The organism is Limosilactobacillus gorillae, from assembly GCF_001293735.1.
Lineage (GTDB): Bacteria > Bacillota > Bacilli > Lactobacillales > Lactobacillaceae > Limosilactobacillus > Limosilactobacillus gorillae.
Genome location: NZ_BCAH01000022.1, coordinates 28,881 through 41,735, shown reverse-complemented (window position 1 = coordinate 41,735; position 12,855 = coordinate 28,881). Strand labels below are relative to the sequence as shown.

11 protein-coding genes and 1 riboswitch are annotated in these 12,855 nt (G+C 49.4%); of the genes, 6 read left to right on the top strand and 5 right to left on the bottom strand.

The window, feature by feature from the left end:
* Positions 1-6 precede the first annotated feature (6 nt).
* The 6 genes from grpE (at position 7) to AOQ57_RS04005 (ending at position 8,666) form a co-directional block, all read left to right on the top strand.
* Positions 7-588, top strand: a complete 582-nt coding sequence (grpE, locus tag AOQ57_RS04030; protein ID WP_093625452.1) for a nucleotide exchange factor GrpE — start codon at positions 7-9, stop codon at positions 586-588.
* A gap of 35 nt (positions 589-623) precedes the next feature.
* Complete coding sequence (dnaK, locus tag AOQ57_RS04025) at positions 624-2,480, top strand: molecular chaperone DnaK (protein ID WP_093625450.1); 1,857 nt, start codon at positions 624-626, stop codon at positions 2,478-2,480.
* 115 nt (positions 2,481-2,595) lie between these two features.
* The gene (gene dnaJ, locus AOQ57_RS04020) at positions 2,596-3,741 is read left to right on the top strand and encodes a molecular chaperone DnaJ (protein WP_093625448.1); all 1,146 of its coding nucleotides are present in this window, start codon (positions 2,596-2,598) and stop codon (positions 3,739-3,741) included.
* An 89-nt stretch (positions 3,742-3,830) separates the two neighbouring features.
* A complete protein-coding gene (locus AOQ57_RS04015; RefSeq protein ID WP_093625446.1) occupies positions 3,831-5,429 on the top strand; it encodes a cation:proton antiporter in 1,599 nt (532 codons plus the stop codon).
* Between the two features lie 122 nt (positions 5,430-5,551).
* Positions 5,552-7,384 (top strand): translation elongation factor 4, encoded by a 1,833-nt coding sequence (gene lepA / locus AOQ57_RS04010; RefSeq protein WP_093625444.1) that lies wholly within the window; start codon positions 5,552-5,554, stop codon positions 7,382-7,384.
* Positions 7,385-7,490: 106 nt separating this feature from the next.
* On the top strand, positions 7,491-8,666 hold the full coding sequence (locus AOQ57_RS04005; protein WP_093625442.1) for a phosphoglycerate dehydrogenase: 1,176 nt from the start codon (positions 7,491-7,493) through the stop codon (positions 8,664-8,666).
* 34 nt (positions 8,667-8,700) lie between these two features.
* Here the strand turns inward: AOQ57_RS04005 and ribH are convergent, their stop codons facing one another.
* The 5 genes from ribH to tnpA form a co-directional block, all read right to left on the bottom strand.
* Positions 8,701-9,177, bottom strand: a complete 477-nt coding sequence (ribH, locus tag AOQ57_RS04000) for a 6,7-dimethyl-8-ribityllumazine synthase (protein WP_093625440.1) — start codon at positions 9,175-9,177, stop codon at positions 8,701-8,703.
* Between the two features lie 4 nt (positions 9,178-9,181).
* Positions 9,182-10,363, bottom strand: coding sequence for a GTP cyclohydrolase II (ribA, locus tag AOQ57_RS03995; protein ID WP_093625438.1), 1,182 nt, complete (start codon positions 10,361-10,363; stop codon positions 9,182-9,184).
* Entirely contained in the window at positions 10,350-10,958 is a 609-nt protein-coding gene (locus AOQ57_RS03990) for a riboflavin synthase (protein ID WP_093625436.1), read from the bottom strand. The genes ribA and AOQ57_RS03990 overlap by 14 nt, the downstream gene beginning before the upstream one ends.
* Positions 10,943-12,016, bottom strand: a complete 1,074-nt coding sequence (gene ribD / locus AOQ57_RS03985; protein WP_093625434.1) for a bifunctional diaminohydroxyphosphoribosylaminopyrimidine deaminase/5-amino-6-(5-phosphoribosylamino)uracil reductase RibD — start codon at positions 12,014-12,016, stop codon at positions 10,943-10,945. Before ribD ends, AOQ57_RS03990 begins: the two co-directional genes overlap by 16 nt.
* Positions 12,017-12,124: 108 nt before the next feature.
* A riboswitch (FMN riboswitch) is annotated at positions 12,125-12,259 on the bottom strand.
* 127 nt (positions 12,260-12,386) lie between these two features.
* Positions 12,387-12,842: an IS200/IS605 family transposase gene (gene tnpA / locus AOQ57_RS03980; protein WP_093625432.1), complete on the bottom strand. Its 456-nt coding sequence runs from the start codon at positions 12,840-12,842 to the stop codon at positions 12,387-12,389.
* Between the last annotated feature and the right edge of the window lie 13 nt (positions 12,843-12,855).

Below are 12,855 nucleotides of genomic sequence, written 5' to 3'. Positions count from 1 at the left end.
GATTAAATGGCAAAAGAAGAGGAAAAAAAAGACCAAGCTTCCGTTGACCCGCAAGAAGGTCCGGTCAAGGGTGACCAAGCGAAAGCAACGAAAGAGCGACCTGCAAATGATGCTGACACTCGTGTTAAAGAGCTAGAAAAGCAGGTTAAAGAGCTGCAAAAGCAAGTTGAAGATCAAAAGGACCAGAACTTGCGGGCGCAAGCAGAAATCCAAAACATGACCAAGCGTTTTAAAAAGGAACAAGCGCAACTGTTAAAGTATGATGGTCAGGACCTGGCCAAGGGGATCTTACCCGTCTTAGACAACTTAAAGCGGGCCCTTGAAATTGAGGTGGAAGACGAAAACGGTCAACAGCTCAAAAAGGGAATTCAGATGGTCCACGATCACCTGGAAAAGGCCTTAGAAGACCATGATATTAAAGAAATTGAGGCATTAAACAAGCCGTTTGATCCGACCACGCAGCAAGCGGTCCAAACCGTGGCTGCTAGTGGTGATCAAAAGCCTGAAACCGTTGTGCAGGTTCTTCAAGCCGGCTACGTTTTGCATGACCGGGTGTTACGCCCAGCCATGGTAATCGTTGCCCAATAAATTAAGTAAGTAAAACTAAAAAGAGGGATATAAGTATGGCAAGTAACAAGATTATCGGTATCGACCTTGGTACCACTAACTCCGCCGTTGCCGTAATGGAAGGTAACGAGCCAAAGATTATCACTAACCCAGAAGGGGGCCGGACCACCCCGTCCGTTGTTTCCTTTAAGAATGGGGAAGTTCAAGTTGGGGAAGTGGCTAAGCGTCAAGCAATTACCAATCCAAACACGGTTAAGTCCATTAAGAGTCACATGGGTGAAGCAGGCTATACCGTTGATATCGAAGGTAAGAAGTACACGCCACAAGAAATTTCCGCAATGATTCTTCAATACATTAAGAAGTACGCGGAAGACTACATTGGGGACACGGTTTCTGAAGCCGTAATCACGGTGCCAGCTTACTTTAACGATGCCCAACGTCAAGCTACTAAGGACGCCGGGAAGATTGCTGGACTTGACGTTAAGCGGATTATCAACGAACCAACCGCTTCTTCTCTGGCCTACGGGTTAGACAAGAAGGACAAGGATGAAAAGATCCTGGTTTACGACCTTGGTGGGGGTACCTTTGACGTTTCGATTCTTGAACTTGGTGACGGGGTCTTCCAAGTGCTCTCCACAAACGGGGACACACACCTTGGTGGTGATGACTTCGACCAAAAGATCATGGACTGGTTGATTGACGGCTTCAAGCAAGAAAACGGCATTGATCTTTCCCAAGACAAGATGGCACTCCAACGGCTCAAGGATGCTGCTGAAAAGGCTAAGAAAGATCTTTCTGGGGTTCAAGAAGCCCAAATTTCCCTTCCGTTCATCACCTCTGGTGATAATGGCCCACTCCACTTGGAAAAGACTTTAACCCGGGCCCAATTCAACCAATTGACGAACGAACTAGTTGAAAAGACTAAGCAACCAGTCTTAAATGCCTTAAAGGACGCCGAATTAGACTTCTCTGACATTGATGAAGTCATCTTAAACGGTGGTTCTACCCGGATTCCAGCCGTGCAAGAAATGGTTAAGTCCCTGACAGGGAAGGAACCTAACCACTCCATCAACCCTGATGAAGCCGTTGCCCTTGGGGCTGCCATCCAAGGTGGGGTTCTGACCGGTGACGTTAAGGACGTGGTCCTCTTGGATGTTACGCCACTTTCATTGGGGATTGAAACCATGGGGGGCGTGTTCACCAAGCTGATCGATCGCAACACCACGATCCCAACTTCTAAGAGCCAGGTCTTCTCTACGGCTGCTGATAACCAACCGGCTGTTGATATCCACGTCTTACAAGGTGAACGGCCAATGGCTGCTGACAACAAGACGCTTGGGAACTTCCAATTAACGGATATTCCGCCTGCACCACGTGGGGTTCCACAAATCAAAGTGACCTTCGACATTGATAAGAACGGGATTGTTAACGTTTCTGCTGAAGATCAAGGGACCCACAAGAAGCAAAACATCACTATCAAGTCTAACTCCGGCTTGTCCGATGAAGAAATCGAACGGATGAAGAAGGATGCTGAAGCAAACGCCGAAGCCGACAAGAAGAAGAAGGAAGAAGCCGACGTTCGAAACGAAACTGACCAACTTCTCTTCCAAACTGATAAGACCCTTGAAGAATTGAAGGGTAAGGTTTCAGATGATGAAATCAAGAAGGCTAAGGATGCAAAAGATGCCCTTCAAAAGGCTAAGGATGACAATAACTTAGAGGACATGAAGGCCAAGAAAGACGATTTGAACAAGATTGTTCAAGACCTGACTGTCAAATTATACCAACAAGCCCAACAAGAAAACCAAGCCAATGGCGACCAACCAAAGGGTAACCAAGATACGGATAAGAAGGGCGACGACAACACTGTTGACGGGGATTTTGAAGAAGTTAACCCGGACGACAAGAAGTAGTTAGGTCCTCCCATAATTAAGCAAGAAGCCAAAGGCCAGGAAACCGGACTTTGGCTTCTTGCTTGCTATGGTGGTCTATGCGATAATAACCTACAAATTTAAGTGAGGGGTATTCATGGCAGAACAAGATTTATACGATGTCCTCGGTGTTAAAAAGGACGCCTCCGAGGCCGAAATTAAGCGGGCCTACCGAAAACTGGCGGCCAAGTACCACCCCGATGTAAATCATGAGGCGGGTGCCGAAGAGAAATTTAAAAAGATTAACGAAGCCTACGAAACCTTGAGTGACGAGCAAAAACGGGCCCAATACGATCAGTACGGTTCTGCTGGCCCTCAGGCAGGCTTTGGTGGTCAAGGTGGCTTTGGCCAGGGCGGTTTTAGTCAGGGTGGTTTCGGTGACTTTTCCGATATCTTTGGCGATCTCTTTGGTGGTGGCCGAGCCCGGCGTGATCCATCCGCTCCCCGGCAGGGCCGGGACCTTCAGTACACGATGACTCTTGATTTCATGGACGCCATCTTTGGTAAGGAAACCACGATTAAGTACAATCGTTCAGCAGAGTGCGATACTTGTCACGGGTCAGGCGTTAAGCCTGGTAAGTCCGCTCACACCTGTTCAACTTGTCATGGGCAAGGCTATGTCTTGCGCCAGCGGCAAACAATGATGGGGGTAATGCAGTCCCAAGAGGTTTGCCCAACCTGTGGCGGGAAGGGCCAAGTGATTGACCCGGCTGACCAGTGTGACACTTGTCACGGTGCTGGTGTGGTTGATGAGCGCCATGAGTTAAAGGTCAAGGTACCTCAAGGAATCGACGATGGTCAGCAAATGCGTCTGCAAGGGCAGGGGGAAGCTGGTCAAAACGGTGGCCCGTACGGTGATTTATACATTATCTTTAAGGTCACCCCAAGCCGTGAGTTTAAGCGGGATGGAGATACGATCAATGTTGATCAAGATATTTCAATTTCCCAAGCGGCCCTTGGAGATCACATCCAAGCTAAGACCGTTCATGGCGACGTTGACTTAAAAATCCCAGCGGGGACTCAATCAGAAACCCGCTTCCGTTTGCGGGGTAAGGGGGTTCCACGGATCAACGGGAACGGTAACGGTGATGAGTACGTGACTATTCACGTGAAGACGCCAAAGAACCTGAATAAACGGCAACGCGAGGCAATGTTAGCCTTTGCGGCGGCCTCCGGTGAAGACGTTAAGGGTGTCAAACCTGGTTTCTTTGACCGTCTCAAGGATGCCTTTGAAGAAAAATAAGATATGAAAAGCGGGGTCCCTACCCTATTGAGGGGGCCCTGCTTTTTATGTGTTAAGATATAACAAATATATTAAATAGGGGGAGTATAATGTTAATCTCAACGGTTTCGATAAGTATTATTGCTGCTTTAGCAATCATTATTAAACGCCAGTTTTTTCCGCAGGTTGCCACTAACTATGTTGCCCTAGTAATTGGGATAATTGTGGCCCTAATTCCGTTTACAAACCACCTAATTGCGGAGTTTCACTCGGAGATCTTCTTGGGGATGATTGTGGCACCGCTCTTGTTCTTTGAAGGACAACAGGTTCGGTTGAACTTAGTAGTAAAAACTTGGCGAACAATTGTTAGTTTGACGGTTACCATGGTTATTTTGTGTGCGATTGCTGCCACGGCAATGGTTTATCCTCTGGTGGGGTCACTATCGGTAGCGGTAATCTTGGCGGCCATCAGTACCCCAACGGATGCGACTGCTTCGGAAGCAGTATCAAATGGACTGATTATTCCAGAATCGGTTGGTAATAACCTCAAGTTTGAATCTCTTTTCAACGATGCTTCCGGGATCATCCTATTAAACATGGGAGTCCTGTGGTACGTCAATGGGGGCGTCAACGTAGGACAAACCTTCCTTGACTTTTTGTATTCTGCCGGTGGGGGAGTAATTGCCGGTGGTGTTATTGGTGGAGCCTCGATGGTGATTCGGCAAGCCCTCTTCCACTCCCGGATGAACTTTATTAATAACACTTTAAATAGCGGAACGCCGGTTAAGATCATGTACCTCTTAACTCCCTTTGCGATCTACTATGGGGCCGAAGCAATTCACGTTTCCGGAATTATTGCCGTTGTTTGCGGGGGGTTAGTCAGCCGGGTTGAAGCCGAACGAAGTCGCTTATTAAACCCTAAGGTGGCCTATGATTCTGTTCAACTGGTAAACTTGATTACTGACCTTTTGAACGTAATGGTTTTCATTATCCTTGGGATTGTACTAACCCGGGTAACCTTGGATGAAGAAATTACCCATGGTTCCTGGGATTGGCTGATTATTGGAATTCTCTTGTACTTAGCAAACTTGGTGGTCCGCTTTATCTACGTCCGTTTCGTTCACCGGACTGCTTGGAAGCGGTCAATGATTTTTGCCCTGGGTGGGATTCACGGAACGGTAACCTTCGCCCTGGCGTATACGGTGGCTGAAACCAGTGTTCAAACTAAGGATTTTAACTTAGTGATCATGTCTGAATCAGTCCTAATCGTTTTGAGTATGCTGGTACCAACCATTTTGTTCCGCTTTATTCTGCCGCACCAGCAAACCAATCAGTCTCTTCAAGATAAGACAATTAAGATTCGGACGGCGATGATTGAACGGGCAATTGAAAAAATAAACCAAATCTATCTACCACAAGAATTAAGGAACTTGATCGTTTACGATCTACGCTCCCAGCAGAGCGATACCTCCTTAGGGGAGTTTTTAAAGGAATGGGTTAAAAACGTGCGTCAGCCAACTTTGCCCAAAGAGGAACGGCTCCTCTTATTTCAGGCTTACCAACTGGCCTTTCGTGAGGAGCGGGAGTACCTTAGTGAGGTTCAGCAGGAGTATGCCGATATTGAAAACATCATCTATAACCTGTACCAGGAGGTTATGTTAGCTCAAATTGCTGTCATGGATAACAGCGTTGTTAATTCCCACGACTAAAGTTACGGGATCGCAAATAATTAAGGCGGCCGTTCAGTTGAAGCAGGCAGCTTAATTTGGCGCTTGGCGGCGGTCTTTGCTATACTAGTAGCAGACTTTACGGAAGAAAGTAGGCATAGTGCATGGATTTAGCAGCGATGAAGGAACGCCAACGGCGAATTCGTAACTTTTCGATTGTGGCCCACATTGATCACGGGAAGTCGACGCTGGCCGACCGGATTTTGGAAATGACCGATACGATCAGTAAGCGCGAGATGAAAAACCAGATCTTGGACGACATGCCCCTGGAACGGGAGCGGGGGATCACGATCAAGTTAAACGCCGTGGCCCTGACTTATCACGCCAAGGATGGTAAAGATTACATCTTTCATCTAATTGATACCCCGGGCCACGTTGACTTCTCCTACGAGGTATCACGGTCCTTGGCCGCCTGTGAAGGGGCAATTCTAGTAGTTGACGCAACCCAGGGGGTCGAGGCCCAAACTCTGGCCAACACTTACTTGGCTATCGATAACGATCTTGAGATTCTACCGGTAATTAATAAGGTGGATCTCCCATCCGCGGATCCGGAAGGGACTAAGAAACAGATTGAGGACGAAATCGGCTTGGACACTGATGAGGCCGTTGACATCTCGGCTAAGACCGGGGTTAATGTCGACCAGGTTCTAGAAAAAATTGTTCAAGACATCCCGGCCCCAACCGGCGACCTCGAGGCACCACTAAAGGCGTTGATCTTTGACTCCAAGTACGATGATTACCGGGGAGTGGTTCTGTCCGTCCGGGTTAAGGAAGGAACCGTCAAAAAGGGAGATCGCATTGAGTTTATGAACTCAAAAGCGGTATATGAAGTCGCTGAAGTAGGGATTAACTCACCCAAGCCCCTCGCTCGTGATATCTTGATGGCTGGGGATGTTGGCTACATTACGGCGGCCATTAAGGATATTAAGGATGCCCGGGTTGGGGATACGATCACCGATGCCGATAACCCAACGGATAAGCCGCTGGCTGGCTACCGGCAGATGCAACCAATGGTTTACGCAGGGCTTTACCCAACCGATAATGCCAAGTTTAACGACTTACGGGACGCCCTGGAAAAACTACAGTTAAATGATGCCGCCTTAACCTTTGAGCCGGAAAGTTCTCAGGCCCTTGGTTTTGGTTTCCGCTGTGGCTTCTTGGGGATGCTACACATGGATGTGATTCAAGAACGGTTGGAGCGGGAGTTTGACCTTGATTTAATCACTACCGCCCCGTCTGTTACCTACCATGTTAACTTACACGATGGGTCGACCAAAAACGTTGAAAATCCAGCTGAAATGCCAGACGTCACTGAGATCAAGTCAATTGAAGAACCCTTTGTTAAAGCCTCAATTATGGTCCCAAACGATTATGTCGGGGCTGTGATGGAACTGTGTCAGCGCAAGCGCGGCCAGTTTGATACGATGGAATATCTGTCTGACACACGGGTCAACGTCATATATCACATCCCGCTATCAGAAATTATCTACGACTTCTTTGATCGCCTAAAGTCCTCCACGCGGGGCTATGCCTCCTTGGATTACGAAATCGATGACTACCGGCCATCCGACCTGGTTAAGATTGATATTCTCTTGAATGGCGACCGGGTTGATGCCTTGAGTTTCATTTCCCACCGGGACTTTGCCGAGGAGCGGGGGCGTGATATTGCTTCTAAGCTCAAAAAGATCATCCCACGGCAGAACTTTGAAATACCGGTTCAAGCAGCGATTGGCTCTAAGATTATTGCTCGGACCAACATTAAGGCTTACCGTAAGGATGTGACCGCCCGGATTCACACCGGGGATCCCGACCGGCGGGCTAAGCTACTCGATAAGCAAAAGCGCGGGAAGAAGCGGATGAAGGCGGTTGGTAAGGTGGAAGTTCCACAAGCCGCTTTTATGGCCGTCTTACAAGCTGACGAAGAATTGGACAATTAAAAAGCAAAGGATCCTGCTAGCTGCTTGGCCAACAGGATCCTTTCCTCTTACACTGGGCAGGATTTTATCGGTATACACTCGAAGAAAACAATTAGGAGGGGCGCACATGTTTCAAATCAAAACTTACGACGCAATTGCGGATGAGGGCTTAGCCACCTTTCCCAACAACTACCTGATCAATACCGGTCAGGAACCAGACGCCTACATGATCCAAAGCACTGATATGCACGGACATAACTTTGGCCCCAACCAGCTGGCAATTGCTCGTTGCGGGGCTGACTTTAACAATATCCCACTCAATGATTGTTTAAGAAGGGGGATCGCCGTTTTTAACACCCCGGGTGGCAACGCCAACGCGGTCAAGGAAGTCGTCCTCGCCCTGATGGTGATTGCTAGCCGTAACCTGATTGAAGCGGCTAACTGGAGTACCAAGTGGGGAGATGAAGACCTCTCACTGCGTGCGGAACGCGAGAGGTCACGTTTTAACGGCCATGAGCTGGCTGGTAAACGCCTGGCCGTAATTGGAATGGGTCACGTTGGCTCCCTAGTTGCCAATGCCGCCATCAGCCTAGGGATGGACGTGATCGGCTATGACCCGTACTTATCAGTTGAGGATGCCTGGAAGTTAGCTGCCCGAGTTCAACGAGCGGCAACCCTGACTGAGGTCGTTAAGGGTGCGGACTTCATTACCGTTCATGTGCCAAAAAATGAGGGGACATTGGGGATGATTGGTAAGAACCTGTTAGAGGAGGTCAAGCCTGGGACAATTCTATTCAATTATTCGCGACTAGGAATTGTCGATAACCAAGCAGCCGTTGAGGCTCTGACGGCAGGTCGACTTGGCCAGTACGTAACCGACTTTGGTGAGACATGTCTGCAAGACAATCCGCAGGTTATAATTACACCTTACCTTGGCGGCTCAACCGAAGAGGCTGAAATTAACTGTGCTAAGATGGCCGCCGATGAGTTAATCCAGTATCTGGAAACGGGGAACACCACCAACTCGGTCAACTTGCCCAATGTGGTGGTCCCTTTCACCAGCCAGCACCGTTTCACGATCATTCACCGCAACATTCCTAACATGTTAGGTCAAATCTCCACGGTGATCGCTAAGGCCGCCGTCAACATTGATAATTTAGTCAACCGTGCTAAGGGCGACTACGCCTATACGATGGTGGATGTGGGCGAACTGACACCGGAACAGGTAACAACTCTTGTAACTGCTCTGGGACAAATTGATGCTGTTAGCCGGGTCCGCCTGCTTAAGCGGCCCGTCCACTAGGCACGGCGACAAGTTGTGATACAATTTTAAGCGGTTACTTGGCATCTAGTTGGTCAGTCAAGCTAATCATTTCTAAGAGGCTTTGGGCCGTCATGGCACCCTCGTTGCCGGCCTTTAACCCGGCCCGTTGCATGGCCTGATCAATGGTATCAGTGGTTAAAATTCCGAAGAGAACAGGAATCTTCCCTTGGGCGTTGAGATTCATGATGGCACTGGTGGTTGTTTGGCAAATTAAATCGTAGTGGTCGGTATCCCCTTTGATAACGGCTCCTAGGGTCAAAATCCCGTTGTATTTATCCTTATCCACTAATTTCTTAGCTACATAAGCAATTTCAAAGGCACCCGGTACCCAGATGATATCGATCTGGTCGTCTGAAAGGCCGAATTGCTTCAGGGTGTGGACGGCCCCATCAGCGAGGTTCTTAGTGACCGTCTCATTGAACTTACCAACTACGATGGCGACCTTCTTATTTATAACAGCGGTATAGTTTCCTTCCAATTGATTAGGCATTTTGTTAATCCTCCGTTAGATTGAGTAGGTGGTGCATTTTAGTTTGCTTTGTGTGTAGGTAGGCCCGGTCGTAATCAGTGGCAGGTATTTCTAAGGGGATTCGGTGGGCAACCTTGATTCCCATTTCCTCCAGCTGATCGATTTTATCCGGATTGTTTGTCAAAAGGTTAATGGTAAAAACCCCAAGCGCCCTTAGAATTTGACTTGCGGCCTCGTAATGGCGCTCATCAGCTTCAAACCCCAGCTGGTGGTTAGCTTCGATTGTGTCCAACCCTTCTTCCTGGAGCCGGTAAGCGCGGAGTTTGTTAGCTAAGCCAATCCCCCGTCCTTCCTGGCGTAGGTAGATTAAAATCCCGGCACCGGCTTGATTGATAGCGTTCATGGCTTCGTGGAGCTGGGGGCCACAGTCACAACGTAAGGAACCAAGGACATCGCCGGTAAAACACTCGGAGTGGATCCGAACGAGCAGGGGTGTCTGAGCCAAATCACCCTTGATAAAAGCCAAATTGCCGTCCGTAAAGTAGCGTAGGGTAAAGTCACCGTAGGAGCTCGGGAGGTGAACCGGGGGAACTGGCTGACTCACCCGGGAGCGCCGGTACTCCTGGAGGTCCTTGATGGTTATGATGGGCAAACGTAATTCCTTGGCCATTTGTTCTAGGGCTGGACGTCGGGCCATGTGACCGTCGGAACCTAGAATTTCACAGATGTAGCCAGCCCCGGGCTCGCACGCCAATTCAGCTAGATCAACGGCGGCTTCGGTGTGACCATTACGCTTTAGGACACCGTTCTCTTTCCCAATTAACGGGAAGACGTGACCGGGAAAGTAGAAGTCATCGTGGGTGCTGGCAGGGTCAGCCAGGGCCTTAATGGTGGCTGACCGGTCAAAGGCCGAGATCCCGGTGCTGGTAGACTTATGGTCTAAAGAGACTGTGAAGGCGGTGTGGTAGGGCTCGGTGTTGTCTTGTACCATCAAATCGAGGCCAAGCCGCTTGACAATTTCCGGACTCATTGGAGCACACAGGAGGCCCCGAGCGTGCTTAGTCATGAAGTTGACTGCTTCCGGGGTGACTTTACTGGCAAGCCCCAACAAGTCTCCTTCGGCTTCACGGTCTTCATCGTCGGTAACGATAATCAGGCCGCCATTTTTCAAGTGGGTGAGGGCAGTTTGAATCTTATGAACGTCCATCGTTAATTCCTCCTAATTGTGCGTGAACATACTTACCTAAGATATCGGTTTCTAGATTAACCAGGTCGCCCACCTGAAGATTATCAAGGTTAGTGACCGCCTGGGTGTGGGGGATCAGACCAACGGAGAACCAATCGTCAGCTTGCTTCATCACCGTTAGGCTCACCCCGTTAATGGCAACACTTCCCTGGCTGATAATTTGTCCCCGCAGATTAGCAGGGAGCTGAAAGGTCAGTTCAATGGCGTTTTCGTTGACCGCGCGCTTAATAACGGCGGTAGTTTGGTCGACGTGACCGGTGACGAGGTGGCCCTCCAGGCGGGCGCCAACCTTTAAGGAGCGTTCTAAGTTAACCAGAGCGCCCACCTGTTGATCCTTAAAGGTCGTCAAGTTATAGGTCTGGGGCATTAAAGTGACGGTTAGACGGCCGGGCTGTTTTGTCTCCACCGTCAGGCAGGTCCCGTTTACTGCTAGCGATGACCCAACTTCCATCCCTTCTTGCAGGGCCGGATCCAAGTCAATCGTTAGCCGAATCGTGTGTTCATTTTGTTCGATGTGGGTGAGCGTGCCAGTTCCGTTTACTAAGCCAGAAAACATTCGTCATCATTCCTTTCGTCAATCCGTAGGTTATTCCCCAAGCGGGTGATTATTTGGTGTTCAAAGCGGGTGCCAGCCGGGAACTGGGCCCCGGTCAGGCCCTGGGCACCAATGATTTGCGGGTCGAGGTAGGTCAAAAGCTGGTTGACGGGGACCTCTTTAAAGAGGTTTGTCAATACGGTTGGACCGCCCTCAACGTACAGGGATTGGAGCTCCTCGTTTGCGAAGCAGGCCATGATCTCATCCCATGAGCAGGTGGTAAGAACCTTAACGCTTACGTGGGCGGGCCAGGGAAGCCTTTTTAGGGCCGGATTAGTTGTGATCAGCCAGGTGGGAGCTGAATTGTCGGTGAAGATGAAGCGGTTGGGATGCTCGCCTAGGCACCCCGATTTATCGAGAATCGCCCGGACGGGGGTAAAAAGCTGAGGGGTGGCACAAAGAAGGTGCGGATCGTCGGTGAGTACGGTTGTAGCCCCAACCACAATGGCGTGGTAGTCCTGACGTTCCTGGTGGACAAGCCGGTGGGCTTCCTGGTTGGTGATAACCGTTTGTCGACCCGGCACCTCAGCCACCTTGCCATCCAAGGAGAGGGCTTGTTTAGCCGTGATCCAAGGGCGGTTATGGCGGTAAAAGTAGAAGTAGTGGCGATTCAGCTCTTCAGCCGCTTTTCTTAAACAACCAACGGTAACTTTAATACCGGCCGCCCGGAGTTGAGCGATCCCCTTACCGCCAACTACCTGATGAGGATCAACGCAGGCTACGACCACCAGGGCGATGTTACTATCAATGATTAGCTGGCTACAGGGAGGTTGCTTGCCAAAGTGCGAGCAGGGCTCCAGGGTGACATAGAGGGTAGCCCCATTCAATTGCTCCTTAGGTAGCTTTTCGATCGCGTCTCGTTCGGCATGAATCTGACCATATTGATGATGGTAGCCCGTTGCCAGCAGGTGACCATTTTTGACGATCACGGCACCAACTTGGGGGTTCTTCCACGTGGCGCTTCCCCCCTTGGCGGCCTCGCTTAGAGCAAGGCGCATGAACTGTTCGTCTGAATTCAAGGTGATACCTTCCTTTCATCTTCGGTAAATTAAAAGGGGCCCCGGAAAATTCCGGGACCCCTGGATGAAAGCATGATCAAAAAATGAAGGGGGGAATATAATCCCCTTCTCTTTCTTCTCCCATCCAGACTTTCACTGTCGGTACCAGAATCGCACTGGTTCAGCCGCAAACTTGCGGGTCACGGACTTCAAGCACTGCTTGTCACCGTCGGTCGGGAATTTCACCCTGCCCCGAAGAAATGGTGTATTTAATTGACTACATTATGCTAGTGACAGCTTCTTTTGTCAAAGGTAAAATTCAATTAAGTTTTGGGCAGGAAGCCCACGATTTTAATCGGGAGAGGAATGCCCCCCGTTAGCGCTGTCGGCGCTACTTTTGCCGCTTTAGTGGAGGCCGACCCGCGTTGCTTTTAGTCGTTCGTTGATTGGCAATGTAGTTTTCGACGACCTCCTTGCTCATATTACCGAGTGTTCCCATGTAGTAACTCCGTGACCATAAGTGACCACCCCAATATGGCTGTTGCCGAATTTCGGGGTGATGACGCAAGAAAATCCGCGCACTGCCGCCTTTGAGTGCCTTGATAACATTAGTTGCCGAGCACTTTGGCTTAAAGCTAATTAACATGTGAACGTGGTCTGGCATGACTTCCATCTTTTCGATGGTGATGTCATGTAGTTCCGCAATGTGGCTGAGGATTTCTTTCATTTCCTTAACTAGGACGGGAGTGGTGAAGGTTGCGTGCCGATACTTGGTCACCCATACGAGATGAAAATGGAAGTTATAGACGTAATCACGCTCGTAAACTGCATTATCTAACTTAACCATTAGGAATCGACCT